The organism is Achromobacter piechaudii NBRC 102461, assembly GCF_001571245.1.
In the GTDB taxonomy this organism is placed as follows: domain Bacteria; phylum Pseudomonadota; class Gammaproteobacteria; order Burkholderiales; family Burkholderiaceae_B; genus Achromobacter; species Achromobacter piechaudii.
On the sequence record NZ_BCTK01000001.1, the window covers coordinates 630,106 to 650,895 of the forward strand.

18 protein-coding genes are annotated in these 20,790 nt (G+C 66.5%); 6 read left to right on the top strand and 12 right to left on the bottom strand.

Going from position 1 to position 20,790, the window contains the following annotated elements; translation table 11 throughout:
• Positions 1 to 2: 2 nt before the first annotated feature.
• The 9 genes from API01S_RS03010 to API01S_RS03050 form a co-directional block, all read right to left on the bottom strand.
• Positions 3 to 1,277 carry a nitrate- and nitrite sensing domain-containing protein gene (locus API01S_RS03010; RefSeq protein WP_061303030.1) on the bottom strand — a complete coding sequence of 425 codons (1,275 nt, stop codon included), beginning with the start codon at positions 1,275 to 1,277 and terminating at the stop codon, positions 3 to 5.
• Positions 1,278 to 1,297: 20 nt separating this feature from the next.
• The gene (gene cobA, locus API01S_RS03015) at positions 1,298 to 2,077 is read right to left on the bottom strand and encodes a uroporphyrinogen-III C-methyltransferase (RefSeq protein WP_061303033.1); all 780 of its coding nucleotides are present in this window, start codon (positions 2,075 to 2,077) and stop codon (positions 1,298 to 1,300) included.
• A 16-nt stretch (positions 2,078 to 2,093) separates the two neighbouring features.
• Complete coding sequence (locus API01S_RS03020; protein WP_061303035.1) at positions 2,094 to 3,851, bottom strand: bifunctional protein-serine/threonine kinase/phosphatase; 1,758 nt, start codon at positions 3,849 to 3,851, stop codon at positions 2,094 to 2,096.
• 22 nt (positions 3,852 to 3,873) lie between these two features.
• Positions 3,874 to 4,686: a formate/nitrite transporter family protein gene (locus API01S_RS03025; protein ID WP_006220069.1), complete on the bottom strand. Its 813-nt coding sequence runs from the start codon at positions 4,684 to 4,686 to the stop codon at positions 3,874 to 3,876.
• 37 nt (positions 4,687 to 4,723) lie between these two features.
• A complete protein-coding gene (nirD, locus tag API01S_RS03030) occupies positions 4,724 to 5,074 on the bottom strand; it encodes a nitrite reductase small subunit NirD (protein WP_006220067.1) in 351 nt (116 codons plus the stop codon).
• The gene (nirB, locus tag API01S_RS03035; protein ID WP_006220066.1) at positions 5,074 to 7,635 is read right to left on the bottom strand and encodes a nitrite reductase large subunit NirB; all 2,562 of its coding nucleotides are present in this window, start codon (positions 7,633 to 7,635) and stop codon (positions 5,074 to 5,076) included. Before nirB ends, nirD begins: the two co-directional genes overlap by 1 nt.
• 367 nt (positions 7,636 to 8,002) lie before the next feature.
• The gene (locus API01S_RS28680; protein ID WP_084802375.1) at positions 8,003 to 8,689 is read right to left on the bottom strand and encodes a low affinity iron permease family protein; all 687 of its coding nucleotides are present in this window, start codon (positions 8,687 to 8,689) and stop codon (positions 8,003 to 8,005) included.
• A 54-nt stretch (positions 8,690 to 8,743) separates the two neighbouring features.
• The gene (locus API01S_RS03045) at positions 8,744 to 9,829 is read right to left on the bottom strand and encodes a flavodoxin family protein (RefSeq protein ID WP_061303037.1); all 1,086 of its coding nucleotides are present in this window, start codon (positions 9,827 to 9,829) and stop codon (positions 8,744 to 8,746) included.
• Between the two features lie 52 nt (positions 9,830 to 9,881).
• On the bottom strand, positions 9,882 to 10,496 hold the full coding sequence (locus API01S_RS03050) for a helix-turn-helix domain-containing protein (RefSeq protein WP_006220063.1): 615 nt from the start codon (positions 10,494 to 10,496) through the stop codon (positions 9,882 to 9,884).
• 120 nt (positions 10,497 to 10,616) lie between these two features.
• On the opposite strand from API01S_RS03050, the gene API01S_RS03055 reads away from it, so the two are divergent.
• Both API01S_RS03055 and API01S_RS03060 read left to right on the top strand, forming a co-directional pair.
• The gene (locus API01S_RS03055) at positions 10,617 to 11,789 is read left to right on the top strand and encodes an NAD(P)/FAD-dependent oxidoreductase (RefSeq protein ID WP_061303039.1); all 1,173 of its coding nucleotides are present in this window, start codon (positions 10,617 to 10,619) and stop codon (positions 11,787 to 11,789) included.
• A 72-nt stretch (positions 11,790 to 11,861) separates the two neighbouring features.
• Positions 11,862 to 12,842 carry a Bug family tripartite tricarboxylate transporter substrate binding protein gene (locus API01S_RS03060; RefSeq protein WP_156487048.1) on the top strand — a complete coding sequence of 327 codons (981 nt, stop codon included), beginning with the start codon at positions 11,862 to 11,864 and terminating at the stop codon, positions 12,840 to 12,842.
• Between the two features lie 27 nt (positions 12,843 to 12,869).
• On the opposite strand, the gene API01S_RS03065 is transcribed toward API01S_RS03060, so the two are convergent.
• Positions 12,870 to 13,757 carry a LysR family transcriptional regulator gene (locus tag API01S_RS03065; protein ID WP_061303041.1) on the bottom strand — a complete coding sequence of 296 codons (888 nt, stop codon included), beginning with the start codon at positions 13,755 to 13,757 and terminating at the stop codon, positions 12,870 to 12,872.
• Between the two features lie 187 nt (positions 13,758 to 13,944).
• Here API01S_RS03065 and API01S_RS03070 point away from each other — a divergent pair, with 187 nt between their 5' ends.
• The gene (locus API01S_RS03070; protein WP_061303043.1) at positions 13,945 to 15,567 is read left to right on the top strand and encodes a GMC family oxidoreductase; all 1,623 of its coding nucleotides are present in this window, start codon (positions 13,945 to 13,947) and stop codon (positions 15,565 to 15,567) included.
• A 29-nt stretch (positions 15,568 to 15,596) separates the two neighbouring features.
• On the opposite strand, the gene cfa is transcribed toward API01S_RS03070, so the two are convergent.
• On the bottom strand, positions 15,597 to 16,799 hold the full coding sequence (gene cfa, locus API01S_RS03075) for a cyclopropane fatty acyl phospholipid synthase (RefSeq protein WP_156487049.1): 1,203 nt from the start codon (positions 16,797 to 16,799) through the stop codon (positions 15,597 to 15,599).
• A gap of 320 nt (positions 16,800 to 17,119) precedes the next feature.
• On the opposite strand from cfa, the gene API01S_RS03080 reads away from it, so the two are divergent.
• The 3 genes from API01S_RS03080 to greB all read left to right on the top strand — a co-directional run bounded on the left by API01S_RS03080 (position 17,120) and on the right by greB (position 19,592).
• Positions 17,120 to 18,055, top strand: coding sequence for an alpha/beta fold hydrolase (locus API01S_RS03080; RefSeq protein ID WP_039883310.1), 936 nt, complete (start codon positions 17,120 to 17,122; stop codon positions 18,053 to 18,055).
• 69 nt (positions 18,056 to 18,124) lie between these two features.
• The gene (locus API01S_RS03085; RefSeq protein ID WP_039883309.1) at positions 18,125 to 18,970 is read left to right on the top strand and encodes a 3',5'-nucleoside bisphosphate phosphatase; all 846 of its coding nucleotides are present in this window, start codon (positions 18,125 to 18,127) and stop codon (positions 18,968 to 18,970) included.
• Positions 18,971 to 19,040: 70 nt separating this feature from the next.
• The gene (gene greB / locus API01S_RS03090) at positions 19,041 to 19,592 is read left to right on the top strand and encodes a transcription elongation factor GreB (RefSeq protein ID WP_006220054.1); all 552 of its coding nucleotides are present in this window, start codon (positions 19,041 to 19,043) and stop codon (positions 19,590 to 19,592) included.
• Between the two features lie 159 nt (positions 19,593 to 19,751).
• Here the strand turns inward: greB and API01S_RS03095 are convergent, their stop codons facing one another.
• Positions 19,752 to 20,780 carry a DctP family TRAP transporter solute-binding subunit gene (locus API01S_RS03095; RefSeq protein WP_050730179.1) on the bottom strand — a complete coding sequence of 343 codons (1,029 nt, stop codon included), beginning with the start codon at positions 20,778 to 20,780 and terminating at the stop codon, positions 19,752 to 19,754.
• Positions 20,781 to 20,790 lie beyond the last annotated feature (10 nt).

Here is a 20,790-nt window from a genome sequence, read left to right on the forward strand (position 1 = left end):
CGTCAGTCCGAGCCCAACTGGTCGATCACCTGCCGTGCCACGTCGGCCAGCGACAAGCCGCCGTCCATGGCGGCGCGTTGCAGGCGCTCGTGCGCGGCCTGTTCGGTCAGGCCGTACCGGTTGATCAGCAGCCGCTTGGCGCGGTCGATGCGCTTTCTTTCTTCGAGCGCGCCGCGCACGCTGTTCAAGGCATCGTCGGTGCGCTGCATGCGCAGCGTCTGTTCGCGCATCAATTCAAGGATGGACCGTTCCAGCACGCTGCCCACGCCGTCGGCGGGCGGGGTGTCGACCGGGCGGCTTTGCACGCTGAACACCATGCTGGGCGCGCGGCCGCTGGCGTGGTCGGCGTAGCGGGCAAGCAGCAGTTGGCGGTCGGCCAGTTCCTGGCGCGTTTCGGCGATGCGGTGTTCGCACTGCCGCGCCAGCGCCTGGGCCAGCAGGCTTTCCACTTCGCGCATGGCGTCGATGCGGGCGGTGTACAGATCGAACCACAGCTCGGCCAGCGCGCCGTCCACGCGTTGCTCGCTGGACGTGCGCTGCGCCATGTCGCGCATGCGCTCGACGGGCTGCCCTTGTTGCAAGATGCGGTCCCAGCATTGCAGCGCGTCGTCTTGCGCGTATTGGGCGTAGACATCGAAGCTGCGGGCTTGATGCGCGGCCAGGCCCAGCATGCGCGCCTTCTGCGGCTCGGTGAAGTAGCCCTTGGTCAAGCCGATCACGCCCGCCGCGCGTTCCTGGCCGCTCAGTTCCTTGCCTTGCATGAAGTTCAGCAAGGCGACCAGGGTGCGCGTGACGGCGGGGTCCAGCGCCGAGTCGGCCGCTTCGAACACCACGGCCAGCAGGCTGCTGATGATCTGCGTGTAGCGCGCGTCCGCCTCGTCGGCGGGCAGCGACACGTCGCGCACCTGGCGGCGCAGCCCAGGCAATTCGTCCAGCCGGAACAGCGCGTACGCAATGCAGTTGAGCAATCGGGCCTTGTCGCTGGCCTGCGGGGCGGCGGCCAGGCCGTCCAGAAAGCGCCGCACCTCGGCTTCGACGCGCACGGCGTCCTGGACCAGCGCGGCCAAGGTCTGTTCGTGTCCCTCTTGCGGCAGGCGGCCTTGCGCGCTGCATAGCGTCAGGTTGGAATAGCCGCGTTCCTTCTGCAAGGCGTGCACCAGCGCGCTGAGGTGCACCGCCAGCTCGCACGTGACGGCCAGGCTTTCCAGGCCATGCAGTTCGCTGCGCCGCGCGGCGAGCAGGAAACGCAGGGGCGGCGGGATGTGGCGTTCGGCCATGGGATTCGCGGGCAGGCAGGTCAGGCGCTGCGGCGCAGCGCGGTTGCGACGGTGTCGAGCAAGGGCAGGTCGGCGTCGGCATTGCCATATAACTGGCATGCCGCCACGTGGCCGATGACCAGCACGGCGGGGCTGCGCAACTGGAAGGCCGCCGCGTCCGCCGCCATCGCGGCAAGCGTGGAACGGCATTCGCGTTGGTCCGCCAGCGAGGCGCGTTCGATCATCGCCACGGGCATATCGGGCGCCATGCCGGCCGCCAGCAATTGGCTGCTCAGGTCGTGCAATTTGGCTACCCCCATATAGACCACCAGCGTCGTGCCGCTGCGCGCCAGCCCCGTCCAATCCGGCGTGGCGCCGTCCTGGGAATGGGCGGTGATCAGTGTAACGCCCTGGGCCATGCCGCGTCGGGTCAAGGGAATGCCGCAAGCGGTGGCGGCGGCCAGTCCGGCGGTGATGCCGTTGACGATTTCGCAGCGGACGCCGTGGTCGGCAAGCCATTGGGCTTCTTCGCCGCCCCGGCCGAAGATGCAGGGGTCGCCACCCTTCAAGCGGGCCACGCGCAGGCCCTGGCGGGCGTAGCGCAGCATCAGGCGCTGAATGAATTGCTGCGGCGTGGAACGGCAGCCGCCGCGCTTGCCTACATAGACCAGGCGGGCCTTCGGGCAATAGTCCAGCACCTGCGGGTTGACCAGGTCATCGACCAGCACGACGTCGGCCTGGCTTAAGGCGCGCACGGCTTTCAGGGTCAGCAATTCGGGGTCGCCGGGGCCGGCGCCGATCAGCCAGACGGAAGGGTTCATGAAAGGCTCCATGGGTTCAGCGCGTAAGCAGAAGGAAAAGAATGACGGCGAACTGGACAAGGCTCAGGCCCTTCCAGAACGCCAGCGGATTGCGTTCGAGCAGCGGCAGCCGTTCGCCCCGGCGCGTGGCCTCGGGCGGATGGCGCAGCGCGTGCGTGAATTCCGACAGCTCGGGGGTGCGCAGCGCGGGGTCGGGGTGCAGCGCGCGACTGAGTACGCCGTCGATCCAGGCGGGCAGCTCGCGGTCGCGGTCCAGCACCGACACGTAATTCAGCCGCAACTGCGCGGCGCGGCTGCGGGCGCGCGCCACCTCGGCGCCGTAGGGCAGGCGGCCGCACAGCATCTGATAGAGCATGGCGGCCAGTGAATACAGGTCCGATCTTGGTGTGCCGGCCTCGCCCAGGAAGTATTCGGGCGCGGCGTACTGGGCGGTGCCCAGCATGGCCGGCGCGTCGTCGTCCGGGGCGGCGCGGTCCCACAGCCCGGCCGCCTGCGTCGAGCCCAGGTCGATGATGCGCGCCACGCCATCGTCGCCGATCAGCACGTTGTCGGGCCGCAGGTCCTGATGCACGATCTCCAGCCGATGAAAGGCCTGCAAGCCCCGGGCGATCTGCTCGATCAGCGTCACCGCCTGGTCCAGCGTGGGGCGCGGATGCTCGGCCATCCAGCGCGTCAGCGTGCGGCCGGGCAGGTATTCGCTGACCGTGTACAGCGAGCGGCGCGCGCGCGGCATGGGCCAGGCGCGCACCACGTGCCGGCTGTCGATGCGGCGGGCGATCCACTCCTCCGTCAGCAGGCGTTCCAGGTACGCGGGGTCATGGCGCAGGTCCAGCGACGGAATCTTGATGACGACCGCGTCGCCGCTGTCGATGTCGTGGGCCAGATAGACGTGGCTGCGATGGCTGGCGTGCAGTTCTTCCTGGATTCGAAAGCCCTCGAACGTCATGCCAGCGGTCAGCAGCGGCGGGCAGGGCAGGTTCAGGCTGTAGCGCGCCAGCTCGTCGGCGCGGCGCGGCGGCAGGGCGTCGATGCGGACCAGCTGCGCGGTCAGGTTATCGGTGCTGCCGCGTTCCAGCGCCAACTGCGCCAGGTCGCGCGCGGCGGCATCCAGCGCGTCGGGATGCGCCGCGATGACGCGCGCCACATCCTGGGCGTCGATATGTTCGTATACGCCATCGGTCGCCAGCAGGAAGACGTCGCCGGCTTCCAGCGGCTGCGTGTGATAGTCGATTTCAAGATGCGGCGCCAGGCCCAGCGCACGGCCCAGATAGCTTTGGTCCTGCGAGATCCACACGCGATGGTCGTCGGTCAACTGCTCCATGATGCCCGCGCGCAGGCGGTAGATGCGCGCGTCGCCGATGTGCAGGATGTGCGCGGTGCTGGCCTTGAGCACCATCACCGTCATGGTGCAGACATAGCCCCGGTCGGCGTCGCGCGGCTGGTCGGGATGATGGCGCTGGCGCGTCTGCGCGTGCAGCCAGCTGTTGGCGGCGCTCAAGACCTTGTGCGCCGATTTTTTCACCGACCAGGTTTCCGGCGTGCAGTAATAGTCTTCCAGGAAGCTGGCCACTGCCGTTTCGCTGGCGATGTGGCTGACCTGGCTGCTGCTGATGCCGTCGGCCAGCGCGATGGCGACACCCTTGGCGCCCAGCAGGGGTTCGGCCGGCACGCACAGGCCATGAAAGTCCTGGTTGACGGGCTTTCTGCCCGGCTCGGTGTGCTGGCCCACCGCCACCTGCAAAGAGGCGGCGGCGCCGGGCGCGTGGCTGTCCATCACGGCAGGCGTCCGGCGGGGCTCAGTTGAAGCGGCGCTTGGGCGCGGTCTTCATGTGCGTGGTGTAGAGCGTCAGGCCCGTCAGCGAGATGCCGCCGATCAGGTTGCCCAGCACCACGGGGATCTCGTTCCAGATCATGTAGTCCATGATCGAGAACTTGCCGCCCATGATCATCGCCGACGGGAACAGGAACATGTTGACGATGGAATGTTCGAAGCCCATGGCGAAGAACAGCATGACGGGCATCCACATGGCGATGACCTTGCCGCTGACCGACGTGGAAATCATGGCGCCGACCACGCCCAGCGACACCATCCAGTTGCACAGCACGCCCCGGATGAAGATCGTCAGCATGCCGCCCGCGCCGTATTCCTTGTAGCCCAGCGTGCGGTTTTCGCCGATGTGCGCAATGACTTCACCGACCTTGTTGGGCGGCACGGAAAAGCCGTAGGTGAACACGATGGACATCAGCACCGCCACCGTCAACGCGCCCAGGAAGTTGCCGACGAAGACAAAGCCCCAGTGCTTCAGGATGGCCTTGACGGTCACGCCGGGCCGCTTGTCGAACAGCGCCAGCGGCGTCAGTACGAACACGCCGGTCAGCAGGTCGAAACCCATCAGGTACAGAATGCAGAAGCCCACCGGAAACAGCGCGGCGCCCAGGATGGGCGAGCCGGTCTGCACCGTGACCGTGACGGCGAACACGGCGGCAATCGCCAGGATGGCGCCTGCCATGAAGGCGCGGATCAGGACGTCGCGCGTCGCCATGTAGATTTTGGATTCGCCCGCGTCCACCATCTTGGTGACGAATTCGGAAGGGACCAGGTAGGACATGATTGACCTTTTGTGTTGAGGAAAGGTTGGAATGCGATCAGGCAAGTTCAACGGTGTCGCCGTTGAATCGGGCCCGCCAAGTGCGCAGCTTTTGTTCGGGGTATTGCACGCACTGGCCGTCCGTCAGCCGGAAGTGCTGCTTGTAGAGGGGCGAGGCCACCACCAGCTCGCCGCCAAGATGGCCGATCAGGCCGCGACCGATGACATTCGCGCCCGATTTCGGATCGCGGTTTTCAATGGCGTAGAGCGGCGCGCCGTCCACGTCCGGCAGATAGAACAGGGCGATCTGCTGGCCGTCCACCATGGCGACCACGCCGGAGCCGGCAACCAGGTCCTGGCGCGCGCAGACCGCGCGCCAGGCCGAAGTGGGGGTAGAGGGGGCTGGCATCAGACGATCTCCTCGGCGATGGGGATGACGCGCGCCGTCGTGCGCGCGGGGGCGGGCCGGGGTTGGCCGCGTTCCTGGATGAACTCGATGTCGGGGTCGCCGCCGCGTTGGTTGACGAAGGTGCGAAAGCGCTTGAGCTTGTCGGGGTCGCTGACGGTGTTGGCCCATTCGCATTCGTAGCGGTCCACCACCAGCTGCATCTGCGCTTCCAGCTCGGCGGCCAGCCCCAGGCTGTCGTTGAGCACCACGTCCTTCAGATAGTCCAGCCCGCCTTCCAGCGATTCGCGCCAGACCGACGTGCGTTGCAGCTTGTCGGCGGTGCGGATGTAGAACATCAGCACCCGATCGATGACGCGGATCAACATCGCGTCGTCCAGGTCGGTGGCGAACAGTTCGGCGTGGCGCGGACGCATGCCGCCGTTGCCGCACACATACAGGTTCCAGCCGTTCTCCGTGGCGATCACGCCGATGTCCTTGCTTTGCGCCTCGGCGCATTCGCGGGTGCAGCCAGACACGGCGAACTTCAGCTTGTGCGGCGAACGCAGGCCCTTGTAGCGGTGCTCGATATCCAGCGCCATCCGCACGCTGTCCTGCACGCCGTAGCGGCACCAGGTGCTGCCCACGCAGGATTTGACGGTGCGCGTGGACTTGCCATAGGCGTGCCCGGTTTCAAAACCGGCGGCGATCAGTTCGCTCCAGATATCGGGCAGTTCGTGCAGTTGCGCGCCGAACAGGTCGATACGTTGGCCACCCGTGATCTTGGTGTACAGCTTGTATTTCTTGGCGACCGCGCCGATGGCGATCAGGCCGTCGGGCGTGATCTCGCCAGCCGGGATGCGCGGCACGACCGAGTACGTGCCGTTTTTCTGCATGTTCGCCATGAACGTGTCGTTGGTGTCTTGCAGCGGCACCAGACGCGGTTCCTGGATGGGGCGGTTCCAGCACGACGCCAGAATCGAGCCCACCGCCGGCTTGCAGATGTCGCAGCCCACATGGCCCCGGCCATGGCTGGCCAGCAGTTCCTCGAAGGACTCGATGCCGCCGACTCGCACGATGGCGTAGAGCTCCTGGCGCGTGTAGGCGAAGTGTTCGCAAAGGCTCTTGTCCACGGCCACGCCACGGCTGGACAGTTCGTGTTCCACCACCTGCTTGAGCAGCGCGGCGCAACCGCCGCAACCCGAGGCCGCCTTGGTGCAGCTTTTGACGGCGGCCAGGTCGGCGCAGCCGCCATCGATGGCGGCGCTGACCGCGCCTTTGCTGACGTTGTGACAGGAGCAGATCGTGGCGGTGGCGGGCAGCGCGTCCACGCCCAGCGCGGGCGCGGCGCTGCTGGCGGGCAGGATCAGGCTGGCCGGATCGGCGGGCGGCGCGATGCCGTTCTGTGCGTATTGCAGCAGCGTGTCGTAGTAGCGGTTGTCGCCCACCAGCACCGCGCCCAGCACGCGCTTGCCATCGGCAGAGACCACCAGCCGGCGATAGCTGGCGCCGGCCTCGTCGATGTAGCGGTAGCTGCGCGCGCCGGGCGTCGCGCCATGTGCGTCGCCGATCGAGCCCACGTCCACGCCCAAGAGCTTGAGCTTGGTCGACATGTCCGCGCCGGTGAATGCTTGTTCCGGCGCGTCGCACAATTGGGCGGCGGCGATGCGTGCCATCTGATAGCCCGGCGCCACCAGGCCGAACACGCTGCCGTTCCAGGCCGCGCATTCGCCGATGGCGTAGATGTGTTCGTCGCTGCTGCGGCAATGGTCGTCGATGGCGACGCCGCCGCGTTCGGCCAGCGCCAGCCCGGCGCGGCGCGCCAGCGACACCTGCGGGCGGATGCCGGCCGAGAACACGATCAGGTCGGTTTCCAGCGGCGCGCCTTCGGCAAAGCGCATGCGGTAGCGATACTGCGTGCCGGGCTTGATGTCCTGCGTGGCGCGCGACAGGTGTACGCCGACGCCCAGCGCTTCGATGCGCGCCTTGAGCGCCGCGCCGCCTTCTTCGTCCAGCTGCACCGGCATCAGGCGCGGCGCGAATTCCACGACGTGCGCTTCCAGGTTGAGCGACTTCAAGGCATTGGCGGCTTCCAGGCCCAACAGGCCGCCACCGACGACGACGCCCCGGCGCGCGCCTTGGGCCGCCGCGCGGATCAGGTCCAGGTCGTCGATGCTGCGATACACCAGCCGCGATGCGCCTTCGGCGCCGGCAATCGGCGGCACGAACGGATAGGAACCCGTGGCCAGCACCAGCTTGTCGTAGCCGACGCGACCGGTTGCCGTCACCACTTGGCGGGCGTTGCGGTCGATCTCCAGCACGGGTTCGCCCAGATGCAGGACGAGGCCCTCGCGTTCGTAGAAGGCGGCATCGCACATCGACATCGATTCGGCGTCGCGGCCATTCAGGTATTCGGACAGATGGACGCGGTCGTAGGCGCGGCGCGTTTCTTCGCCATAGACGTGGATGCGATAGCGCTCCAGCGCGCCCCGTGCGATCAACTGTTCGACGCAATGGTGGCCCACCATGCCGTTGCCGATCACAACCAAGGTCTGCAAGGAGTCGGGAGTGGCCGTTGCTTTCATCAATTTCCCCAGGCTTGTGGTTTGGGTTTCAAAAGACAAAAAGCGCCCTGGACCTGTCGGTCGGGGCGCCTTTGCCGGTACTGCATAAGTTGTGTTGCGTGCCTTGCGGCATGCATGAACACTTAAGCAAAGACCATGCCAGCTTGAGGACGGCTGCGCGCGCGGCGTTGCGGCGCGTGCGCTGTCATAGGGGAAGTAGGAGGTTGCGGGAGGAAATCACGCCACGCGGGCGGGGCATGCCGAGCTGGCTTGATGCGTCAAAGCAGTGCAAGCCGTTGTGCGGGCCGCACTGGTTTGGCGCAGCGCAACATGAGGCGGCTGGTGGGCGCGGCGGGCAAGGCGCATGACGCCCGCCCGCGCCGTGTGTTCAAGATTGCTCGGCCTTGCCCGCGCGCAACGCGCCGCGCCTGACTCGCAAGCTGGCGCGCACGGTGGATTTTGCGCCTCTGACGGATTTCGTCCGGCGCGGCTTGGCGCCTTGCGACCGGTCGCGGCGCGCCTGCGCGCGAGCGCGCGCGGTGCAGGCCGCTGCCAACGCCAGCAGCTTGTCTTCATCCAGATCTTCGGCATCGACCAGGCGTTCGTCGGCGCCCTTCAACGCGATCAGCAATTCGTCCAGCTTCAGGTGCAGCGCGCGGCCGTCCTTGTTCTGGCTTTGCTGAATCAGGAACACCATCAGGAAGGTGACGATGGTGGTGCCGGTATTGATGACCAGTTGCCAGGTCTCGGAGTAATCGAAGAGCGGGCCTGTGACGGCCCATACCAGCACGGCGCACAAGGCCAGGCCGAAGGCGATGGGCGAGCCGGCCCAATGCGTGACGCGCGCGGCAAAATGATCGAAGAATTTCGAGACGACGTTCGACTTCGCCGGGGGCTCCGATTGGGACGATGCGTTGCGATGGCCGCCGTCCTGCTCCGCCTTGTCCTCGTTGGAGTTCTCAGCGCGCTTTCCGCTGCGCTCGCCGTCCCGATGCAACGCCTGCCTCCAACCCTGCTGCGGGTCTGGCTCTTGCCGGCCTCGCACTGCCGTCCTTGAATCCAATTCGTTCTGCATGTGCATCACCTGCTGATACTGATCGTCCTGTTGATACGTCGTCGCGCTCGCCGGCTACTTGGGTCGAGGTTCGCGCAGCCCCTGGTCGGGCGGGGCAAGCTCTCCGGAGCGCAGGCGCGGCAGGCATTGGGCCATCGCCCGCGCCACGTTGCGCACCTCTTCCTGGACCGCCGTGTCCTCGTCCAGATCGGCGTGACTGGTGGCGTAGGGCCGGTAATAGCCGATGTACCGGTCCAGGCGGGCCATTGACCCGGCGTCGACCAGCCCCATCCAATCCAGCCAGTCGCTCAGGGCGCGGCGCTGGCCTTCGATGCCGGCCACGTCGCCATGCACCACCAGGCCATAGGCGCGGCCGGCCAGATGCTTGGGGTAAGACCAGCCCGCCAGTTCGACGCGCTTGGCCTTGGCCGCGTCTTTGCCGGACGTGGTGGTGGGGTCGGGGTTGCCGCCGTCCGCGCAGACCAGCCGGTCGATCATCAGCTTGAGCGGGCTGGGCGACTGGTACCAGTAGGTCGGCGCCAGCAGAATCACGCCGTGCGCGGCCACCCATTGTTCATAGATGTCGTTCATCGCATCGTTATCCTGTCCCAGCGAGTGGTTCGGATAACAGCTGCACGGCCAGTGGCAAAGCGGCATCGCGGTGGACGCGCAGCCTTTGCATGGATGGATCTGATACTGGTATTCGGACGTCAGCCGGCTCAGGTCCAGCATGTCGGCCTGCACGCCGGCGCTTTCCAGTTCGGCGCGGACGATCTGCGCCAGGCGCCAGGTTTTTGAGACCTCGCCCGGACAGGTGCCGTCGTTGCGAGATGCGCCGATCACGACCAGCACGCGCGCAGGCGTGTCGGCGCGGCCCTGTTGCTGCGCGGCTTGCGCGAGACGGTCGTGGGCGTCCTTCCATTCCACGGACAGATCGTAGTCGGGGTCGGCGTAGGCCGCGCCGGCCTTGACGGTGATGGGAGCCTTGCGGCCGTCCTGGTAAGCGTCCCACGCAATGGCTTCCAGGCGGTTCAGCGCGTCCTGTTCGGCCTGAAAAGCGGGGTCGTAGAAACGGCGCATGAAGCGCAGCCGAAAGGTCTCGCGGGGTAGGGGGCCGGTGTATTGGCCGGTGCGGACATCATCGGGCTTGGGTGCGGTCATGGAGCTCTGCCTGCGAACGGTGACGCATGGCGAGCAGCAAGCTGCGTGCCCGTTACGCGCCGCCTGTCATCACCACCATGATTTCTGCCGGTTGGGCGCTGCGCGACAGGTAGATATGGCCCACGCCACTATCGAAGTACGCCGTTTCGTGGCGGGACAGCACCAGGGATTCGCCGTTTTCAAAGCGGATTTCCAGCTCGCCTTCGAGCACCACCAGGAACTCCTGGCCGGCGTGGCGCATGTAGTCGTCGAACTCGGCTGCATCCCGCGCCAGGATGCGGCCATACATCGGCGTCATGCTGCGTTGGGGGTAGTGGCCGGCCAACAGCTTGTAATCGTAGGTGCCGGTCAAGTAGCCGGGCGATTCGGCCAGCGTGCAGCGCATGGCCGTGGGCGGGGGGCTGTTGCTGTCGGGCGCGTTGACCGGGCCGAACAGATGGGCGATATCGACTTCCAGCGCGCGCGCCACGGCGGCGAATTTGGCGTAGCTGATCGACACCTGTCCCAGTTCCATCTTGGACAGCGTGGACAAGGCCACGCCGGTCAGCGCCGACAGTTCCTTGAGCGTCATCGAGCGCCCCCGGCGCAAACCGCGCAGCCGCACGCCCAGGCTGGTTCGATCAGCCAGGATGTTGGAGGCGGGCGAGGGGGGACGGATGATCGGCATATCAGTGCTTTCCCTTAGCGCCACGGGCTTGCGCGCGGCTGCTCGGTGTTTTTCGTTGACGGATATTTTGTCATATCTGAGAATTCTCAAATACGAGAAATTTGCAACGGGATCTCCGGGATGAGCAGCGTGAAAGTGGGTTCAAAAGACGATCAATTTGACGTTGTCATTGTAGGGGCGGGCATCGCTGGCGCGTCGCTGGCTTATCGCTTGACCGCCGAGGGGCCGGGACAAAAGCGGGTCATGCTGCTGGAACGCGAATCGCAGCCGGGTTACCACTCCACGGGCCGCTCGGCCGCCATGTTCATGGAGACCTACGGCACGCAGCAGATCCAGGCGCTGACCCGCGCCAGCCGCGCCTTCTACGAGCAGCCTCCCGCTGGCTTCACCGACCATCCCCTGCTGGGCGAGCGGGGCTGCCTGTACATCGCCAGCGCCGACCAGCGTGACACGCTGATGCAAAGCTACGAGGCGGCCGCGGCGCAGGCCGGCAACGTGCAGTTGCTGGATGGCGAGCAGGCCATGGCGCGCGTGCCGTGCATCCGGCCGGACGCGGTGGCGGGCGGCGCCTTGTTCGAACCCGACGCGCGCGATCTGGACGTGCATGCGCTGCACCAGGGCTTTCTGGCCGGCGCGCGTCGGCACGGCGCGGTGCTGCGCTGCCATGCCGACGTTGAATCCGGCCAGCGGTCGGACGACGGCGTGTGGACGCTGCGGTTCAAGGACGGCGCCACGTTGCGAGCCGGCGTGCTCGTCAATGCGGCGGGCGCGTGGGCGGACGACGTGGCCCGCGCTTGCGGCGTCGCGCCCGTGGGCTTGCAGCCTTGCCGGCGCAGCGCCTTCACTTTCGCGCCGCCCGATGGCGTGGATTGCAGCACATGGCCGGCCGTGGTGGGCATCGACGAAAGCTTCTACTTCAAACCCGACGCGGGCCAGTTGCTGGGCTCGCCCGCCAACGCTGACCCGGTCGCCCCGCACGACGTGGTGGCCGAAGAGCTGGACGTAGCCACCGGCATCTATCACATCGAATCCGCCACCACGCTGACGATCAGGCGGCCCTCGCACGTGTGGGCCGGGCTGCGCTCGTTCGTGCCCGACGGCGACATGGTGGTGGGCTATGACGAAGGCCAGCCGGGCTTTTTCTGGCTGGCGGCGCAAGGCGGCTATGGCATTCAATCCGCCGCGGGCGTGTCGGCGCTGGCGGCGGCCTTGCTGCTGCGACAGCCCTTGCCGGTATGGCTGGTCGACGAGGGCGTCGCGCCGTCGTTGCTGGCGCCGGGCAGGCTGCGCTGACTGACGCGCGCGGCTTGTCGCCGGCTGCTTAGGAATTCTGCCCAAGACCCATCGAACAACAAGGGGACAACCATGTTCATGCAACGCAGAAAATTTGGCGCGGCCTGCGCCGCCCTCGCCGTCACGGCTTGCGCGGGGGCGGCCCAGGCGGCCGATTATCCGCAACGGCCCATCCAGCTGGTCGTGCCATATCCGCCAGGGGGTGCGGGCGACGTGCTGGGCCGCATCATCGCCAAGCGGCTGGGCCAGGAGCTCAAGCAATCGATCATTGTCGAGAACAAGGCGGGCGCGGGCACGATCCTGGGCGCGCAGACCGTGGCCAAGGCGGAGCCCGATGGCTACACGCTGCTGCTCAGTTCGGGCACGACCTTCACCGTCAATCCGGCCGTGTACGACAAGCTGCCCTATAGCCCGTCGCAAGACTTCCAGCCCGTCAGCATGATAGGGCGCGCGGCGCTGATCATCGTCGCCAATCCGCAGACGCCCTATACCGACGTCAAGGGCCTGGTCGACGCCGCCCGCAAGCAGGGCGACAAGTTTTCGTATGGCTCGTTCGGCATCGGCACCGTGTCGCACTTCGCCGGCGAGATGTTCCAGGAAGCGGCCGGCACGCGCATGACGCACATCCCCTACAAGGGCAGCGGCCCGGCCATGACCGACCTGATCGGCGGCCAGATCCCCATCCTGTTCGATACCGTCGTGTCGGCCATGCCGCAGGTCAAGTCAGGCAAGATCCGCGCCATCGCCGTCACCACGCCGCAGCGCTCGGCCTTCCTGCCCGACGTGCCGACGGTGGCCGAGGCGGGCTATCCCAACGTCAGCATGGATACATGGATTGCCGTGTTCGCGCCCAAGCGCGTGCCGGCCGATGTGATCGCCACGCTGAACGCGGCGATTGCCAAGGCGCTGCAAGACCCCGAGACGCAAAGCCAGTTGCACGCCAGCGGCTTCGAGCCGACGCCCATGGATGCGTCAGGCGTGGCGCGCGTCATCGCCGAGGAAACGCCACGGTTCGCGCAGATCGCCAAGCGCGCGGGCATCAAGGCGCAATAGCGGCGTTGGGCAGGGCGGCCGCGCCGTTCAGGCAAAGGCCGCGCTGACCGCCGTGAAGGCCGCCGCGACCAGCGGGTCCGCGCGGCGCGCCGCCAGCGTGATGAACGACAGTTCGGCGGCAATCGTCAGGCCCTGCACCAGCAACAGCCCGCTGGCCTGGGATTCGCGCAGCGCGATCGAATCACGCACCAGCGACAGCCCGACGCCCGAGCGCACCAGATCCAGCATCGACGCTTCCTGATCCACCTGGGCGACGGCATTGGGCGTGACGCCCAGCGCGTCGAACCTGCCGGCCAGCAGCCGATGGTGCACGGAATCCGGCGGCGTCCAGATCCAGGGCAGCGCGGCGATGTCCTGCCAGCCACGTCCGGCAACCTGCGCGCCCCAGCCCTTGGGCGCCACCACGTAATAGGTGAAGGTGGCCAGCGGCAACACCTCAAGCAGCGGCGGGCCGCCCGTTGCCCCGGCTGGTCCAAGAAAAAATCCCACGTCCAATTCCCCGGTGCGGACCTGGCGCCCGACTGACCCGGACATGCCATGGCGCAACGTGGGGCGGATCTTCGGATAGTGCTCCATCAGATGCTGGAGCGTGGCGCCCAGCCGCAGGAATTCGGGGTCCAGGATGGTGCCCATGCGCAGCTCGCCCTGCACCGTGTCGCGCAGGGCCCCGATGGCGCGCTCGAAGTCTTCCATCGCGTCCAGCACGCGTAGCGCCGCTGGCAGCAGCGCGCGCCCGTCGGCGTTGGGCGCCAGCCCTTGCGCGCCGCGCGTGAACAAGCTCAGGTCCAGTGATTCCTGGAAGTTCTTCAATTGCAGGCTCAATGCCGGCTGCGTCAGGTGCAGGTGTTCGGCCGCGCGGGTCAGATTGCCTTCGCGCGCCACGGCGGCAAAGGTGCGTAGGTGCTTGATATCCATGGGCGGCGTCCTGGCAAGGTGAGCATTATTAAAGATGCTTATAAGCCGAATTTCAACTTTTCATTGGACAGGCGAGGGCAGCTGCGCCAGAGTCACGCCAGATGCCCGGCGTGCGCAGGAAGACCAAAGCCGGGTCGGCTCAATGTGGCGACGGGGACACCTGCCGTCAACCAGATAAGAAGAGCTTATGGAGACATACGACTACGTCATCGTGGGCGCGGGTTCGGCCGGCTGCGTGCTGGCCAATCGACTCAGCCAGGATCCGGGCGCCGAGGTGCTGCTGTTGGAAGCGGGCGGCCGCGACAACTACCACTGGATCCATATCCCGGTGGGCTACCTCTACTGCATCGGCAACCCGCGCACCGACTGGATGTACCGCACGGTCAAGGAACCGGGGCTGGGCGGCAGGTCGCTGATCTATCCGCGCGGCCGGGTTCTGGGCGGATGTTCGTCGATCAACGGCATGATCTACATGCGCGGCCAGCGCGAAGACTATGAAAATTGGGCCGCGCTGTCGGGCGACGCGTCATGGGGTTGGGACCAGGTGCTGCCGATCTTCAAGCGCAGCGAGGACTACCACCGGGGGGCCGACGAATTCCACGGCGCGGGCGGCGAATGGCGAGTCGAGGCGCAGCGGCTGCGTTGGGACATTCTGGAGGCCTTTGCGCAGGCGGCGGAACAGGAAGGCATCCCGCGTGTGCAGGACTTCAATCGGGGCGACAACTTCGGCAGCGGCTATTTTGAAGTGAACCAGCGCAGCGGCTGGCGCTGGAACACCGCCAAGGCGTTCTTGCGTCCGGTGCGCAAGCGGCCCAATCTGCATGTCATGACGGGCGCGCTGGCCGAGCAACTGGTGTTTGAAGACAAGCGCTGCGTGGGCGTGCAGCTGCGGCGCAACGGGCAGCCCATCACCGTGCGCGCGCGGCGCGAAGTGGTGATGGCGGCGGGCGCGGTCAACACGCCGCATCTGCTTGAACTCTCGGGCATCGGCGAACCGGCGCGGCTGCGCGAAAGCGGCATCGCGCTACGCCATGCTCTGCCCGGCGTGGGCGAAAACCTGCAAGACCATCTGCAATTGCGCGTGATCCTCAAGGTCAATGGCGTCAAGACGTTGAACCGGATGGTCGGGTCGTGGCTGGGCAAGGCGGGCATTGGGCTGGAATACCTGCTGCGCCGGAGCGGGCCGATGAGCATGGCGCCGTCGCAGTTGGGGGCGTTCGCCAAGTCGGACCCCGGGCAGGCGCGCGCCAACGTGGAGTTTCATGTTCAGCCCTTGTCGCTGGGCGCCTTTGGAGAGCCGCTGCATGCGTTCGATGCCTTCACGGCCAGCGTGTGCAATCTGCGTCCGACCTCGCGCGGCAGCGTGCATGCGCAGGGCGCGGCGGGCACGCCCGAGGGCGCCGCGCCCGTCATCGCGGCCAACTACCTGAGCACCGAGGCCGACATCCAGGTGGCGGCCGATTCGATCCGCCTGGTCCGGCGGATCGCCGCCGCGCCCGCCTTGCAGCGCTACCAGCCGCAGGAATGGCTGCCGGGGGCCGACTACCAGACGGACGCGCAACTGCGCGAGGCGGCCGGCAAGATCGGCACCACCATCTTTCATCCGGTGGGAACCTGCGCGATGGGCAAGAGCGCGGACGATGGCGCGGTGGTGGATGCGCGGCTGCGCGTCTTCGGGCTTGAGGGCCTGCGCATCGCCGATGCGTCGGTGATGCCGCTGATCACCTCGGGCAACACCAATTCGCCGACCATCATGATTGCCGAGCGCGCCGCCGACATGATCCGCGCAGACGCAAACGGGGCGCTTTGAAAGCGCCCCGCGTTAAGGCCTGACGGCGGTTATGCCGCCGTGCCGGGGCGCAGCGAACGGTACACGTCGCGGCGCTGCCGGTGCGTCAGGATCACCTGCCACAATTGGCCTTCGCGCGACCTGAAAAAGCCCGCGCAGCACATCAGATAGTATTTCCACATGCGGTAAAAGCGCGTGCCGTAACGCGCTTGCAGCTTGGGCCAGGCTTGTTCGAAACGGTCCCACCAAGCCATCAGCGTGCGGTCGTAGTCCGTGCCGAAGTTGTGCCAGTCTTCGATGATGAAGCGGTGTTCGACGGCGCTGGCGATCTCGCGCGCGGACGGCAGCTTGCCGTTCGGGAACACGTAGCGGTCGATCCACGGATCGGTGCTCTGGCTGGTGGCCTCGATGCCGATGGTGTGCAGAAGGAAGATGCCGTCCGGCGCCATCAGCCGCTGCACGTTGGTGAAGTAGGTGTCGTAGTTCTTCGGCCCGACGTGCTCGAACATGCCCACCGACACGACCTTGTCGAAACTGCCTTGCAGGTCGCGGTAGTCTTGCAGCAGCAGTTGCACCGGCAGGCCCTTGACGCGTTCCTGCGCCAGCGCCAGCTGTTCCTTGGACACCGTCACGCCGGTGACCGACACGCCGTAGTTCTCGGCCGCGAACTTGGCCAGTCCGCCCCAGCCGCAGCCGATATCGAGCAGCGTTTCGCCCGGCTTCAGTTGCAGCTTGCGGCAGATCATGTCCAGCTTGGCCAACTGCGCGTCTTCCAGCGTCTTGGCGGTTTCCCAATAGGCGCAGGAATAGATCATGCGGCTGTCCAGCATGGCTTCGAACACGTCGTTGCCCGCGTCGTAGTGCTGTTCGCCCACTTCAAAGGCGCGATTCTTGGACTGTAGATTGAACAGTTTGTGGCGCAGATGCTCGGCGATCAGCTTGATGCGCGCCACGCCCAGCGCCGCGGAACCCATGTCGGCCTGTAGCAGGCGAGTGAAAAGCTCGTCCAGCCGGTCGCAGTCCCATTCCCCGTCCATATACGATTCGCCCAGCCCCAGCGACCAGCTGGCGAAGACGCGTTCGTACATGTGTTTGTCATGCACCTGGATGTCCCACGGGCGCGTGCCGTTGATCTGCACGTCGGCGCGGGACAGGACGTCCTGGAGCACTTTTGGGGGTTCTGGGGGAGGGGGGCTGACGGCGGGGGGCTCGTGGTCAGCGGTCAGTGGAGAGACAGGACTGCTTTGCTGCATAGCGACTCCATATCAATTTTGGGATGACTGATCTGGCAATGCCTGAAACTCATAACTCTGGCCCCAACGGGCGGCCGATGCCAATTCAAAGATTGGATCGGCATGATAGCCAGCGGCAATGTGCTGCCACGAAACGGGGGGCGCCAATGAGAATGGGGTGATCGTAGCGAGGCGCGGGCGCAGTGTCCAGCCTGCGGCGCATCGACGAATGCGGACTTGGCGGCGTCGCAACTGTCATGCGTCAGTTTGCCCGGCGCGATTACACTAATGCGCCCTGGTGAACCGCCATATCGGCGAGCGCCGATACGTGGAGCATGAACATGGTGGACGCCGGCCTTGAGCCCCGCTTGGATTTCGTCACCTGCGCCAGCCCGGCGGGCTTGCACCGGATGGCCTATTGGGAATGGGGCGACCCCGCCAATGACCAGGTGCTGGTCTGCGTACATGGCCTGACGCGCAGCGGCCGGGACTTCGACGCGCTGGCCCGCCGCTTGTCCAGCCGCTATCGGGTGGTGTGCCCCGACGTCGTGGGGCGCGGCCGCTCTGACTGGCTGGCCAATCCCGCCTTCTATACCGTGCCGCAGTACGTATCCGACATGGTCACCTTGATCGCGCGCCTGGCGCCGGCCCGGCTGGCCTGGGTGGGCACGTCGATGGGCGGCTTGATCGGGTTGGCACTGTCGGGCGCGGCGGTGTTCGCCGGCGCCATGCAGGCGATGCGCCCGCACGCGGGCATGCTGCCGCCCGGCCAGGGCATCCAGCTGGACAAGCTTGTGCTGAACGACGTGGGGCCGCGCCTGGAAACGGGGGCGTTGTCGCGCATCGGCCAGTACGTGGGTCAGGCGGGCGAATTCGCCTCGTTCGAAGAAGCCGTGGCGGCCATGCGCGCCAGCTCGGAAACCTTCGGCCCGCATACCGACGCGCAGTGGGCGGACCTGGCGCGGTTCCTGTATCCGGAGTTCGGCGGCAAATGGGTCAAGCACTACGACCTGGCGCTGGCCCAGGCGCTGGCTGCGCAAACACCCGAGGAACTGGCCGCTGGCGAGCAGATCCTGTGGCGGTCCTACGACGCCACGCCGTGCCCGATCCTGATCCTGCGCGGGGAACAGTCCGATCTGTTGACCCGCCAGACCGTGGACGAGATGCTCAAGCGCAACCCCCGCGCCCAGGCGCTGGAAGTGCCCGGGGTGGGGCACGCGCCAACCTTGATCGCCGATAGCCAGGTGGACCCGGTGGCGGCCTTTTTGCTGGCCTGAAGTCCGCGCCGCGATCAGGGGGACGCCCCGGCGCTATTCATGCCGTCGGGCCTTCTCTACAATAGCCCGATGACATCGCCCACCCTGAACATCGATCTGCACTGCCATTCCACCGTGTCCGACGGCGCGCTCGCGCCTGCCGACGTGGCGCGGCGCGCGCATGCCAATGGCGTCGACGTCTGGGCATTGACCGACCACGACGAGATCGGCGGCCTGGCCGAAGCCGCGCGCGCGGCCGAGGATCTGGGCATGCGCTTTTCCACCGGCGTTGAAATTTCCGTCACCTGGGCGGGCCTGACGGTGCACATCGTTGGCCTGCAATTCGATCCGGCAAACGCCGAACTGGCGGCCGGCCTGCGCAAGACCCGCTCCGGCCGCGCCGAACGCGCCAAGCGCATCGGCGAGCGCCTGGCTGAAATGGGCATGCCGGGTGCTTACGAAGGCGCGTTGCCTTTTGCCGGCAACCCCGAATTGATCAGCCGCACCCACTTTGCACGCTATCTGGTCGAGGCGGGCTACTGCCCCGACGTGCAAACCGTATTCACCAAGCACCTGGGCGATGACCGCCCCGGCCATGTGCCCATGCAATGGGCAACCCTGGCCGAAGCCGTGGGCTGGATCCGGGGCGCGGGCGGCCGCGCCGTCATCGCGCATCCGGGCCGCTATAAGTACACGCCGCTGCAATTTGCCGCGCTGTTCGACGAATTCCTCCAGTTGGGGGGAGAGGGCATCGAAGTCACCACGGGCAGCCACACCGTCGAGGAAGCGCGCCAGTATGCCGAGGTCGCGCGCCGCTACGGCTTCCTGGCCTCGCGCGGGTCCGACTTCCACAGCCCCACGGAAAGCCGGATCGACCTGGGCCGCCTGCCCTCGCTGCCGTCCTTCCTGAAGCCGGTCTGGCACGATTGGTTCTGACGCGGGCGGCTCCTGCCGCCCATCCTGCTAGCCATTGAGATTGGGATCGCGCCATTGCGGCGCAGCCGCTATGAACAAAGCCTTTGTTAAAGAGTCCGACAACGAGGACGACGACGACGACCTGCCGCAAGCCCAGGCATTGCCCGCAGGCACCAAGAACTACATGACCCCCGAAGGCTACGAACGCCTGCGCGCCGAACTGACGCACCTGATGAACGTGGAGCGTCCGTCCGTCGTGCAAGTGGTGTCGTGGGCCGCCTCCAATGGCGACCGCTCGGAAAACGGCGATTACCTTTACGGCAAGAAGCGCCTGCGCGAAATCGACCGCCGCATGCGCTTTCTGACCAAGCGCCTGGACATCGCCGAAGTCGTCGACCCGGCGCTGCAACCGAACCGCGACCAGGTCTTCTTCGGCGCCACCGTGCGGTATTCGGACAAGGCTGGCGAAGAGCACACCGTCACCATCGTCGGCGTGGACGAAGCCGAGCCGCTGGCGGGCAAGATCAGCTGGATTTCACCGGTGGCGCGCGCGCTCATCAAGGCCAGGGAAGGCGATACGGTCGTGCTGCGCACCCCCGGCGGCATCGAAGAGCTGGACATCCTGGAAGTGCGCTACCCGTAGGGCAGCGCGAGCGGCCAAAAGGAAACAGGCGCCAGCTTTTGACTGGCGCCTGTTTGGTTGGGAGGGCTCTGACGTCCCTGCCTCGGTTTGGCGGCTTGCGCCGCCGTTCCCCTGGGGCTTGCTGCTTAAATCAATACGCTTTCGCTAAAACGGCCTGGCTTACTGCTTGCGCGCGGCGATGGACTTTTCGGCCATGTTGACCAGGTCTTCGCCGATCTGCTTCTTCCACTTGTCATAGACGGGCTGCGTGATCTTCGCGAAGGCGTCGTGTTCTGCCTTGGACAAAGACGTCACGGTCACGCCGTGGCCTTCGATTTCCTTGAGCAGCGACGGGTCTTCAGGCGTCACGCCCTTGCGCGCGATGACGATCTGCTGCTTGCCGGCATCCAGCGCGGCCTGGCGCACGATGTCGCGGTCCTTTTCCGACCAGGAGTTCCACACCTCGCGGTTGACCACGAAGATCAGCGGATCGGCCACGTAGTTCCACAGGGTCAGGTATTTCTGGCCCACCGTGTACAGCTTGGAGCCCGTGTAGATCGACAGCGGATTTTCCTGCCCGTCGACGGCGCCGCTGGCCAGCGCCGGCTGCGCATCGGCCCAGCTCATCTGCGTGGGGTTGGCGCCCAGCGCCGTGAACGTATCGATGTACAGCGGCGAACCCACCACGCGCAGCTTCATGCCCTTCATGTCTTCGGGCTTCTTGATTTCGCGCTTGGAGTTGCTGACCTGGCGATAGCCGTTCTCGCCCCAGGCCAGCGGCACGACGCCCGCTTTTTCGATCAGCTTGAACATTTCGCGGCCCACGTCGCCTTGCACCAGCGCGTCGATGGCGGCGTAGTCGGGCATCAGGAAGGGCAGCGAGAACAGGTTCAACTGCTTGACCTGCGGCGACCAGTTGATGGTGGAGCCGACGGCCATGTCGATCACGCCCTGGCGGATGGCGGTGAATTCGCGCGTCTGGTCGCCCTGGACCAGCGAGGTGCCCGGATACACCTTGATGTTGATGCGGCCATCGGTGCGCTCGCGCACCAGCTTGGACCAGATCTCGGCGCCCTGGCCCCACGGGAAGGTCGTGCCCACCACGATGGACAGCTTGTATTCGGGCTTGTAGTTCTGCGCGTGCGCGGGCGTCATGCCGACCACGGCGGCGGCGCACAGCGCGGCGCCAATCAGATTGCGGAATTTCATGCGATGTCTC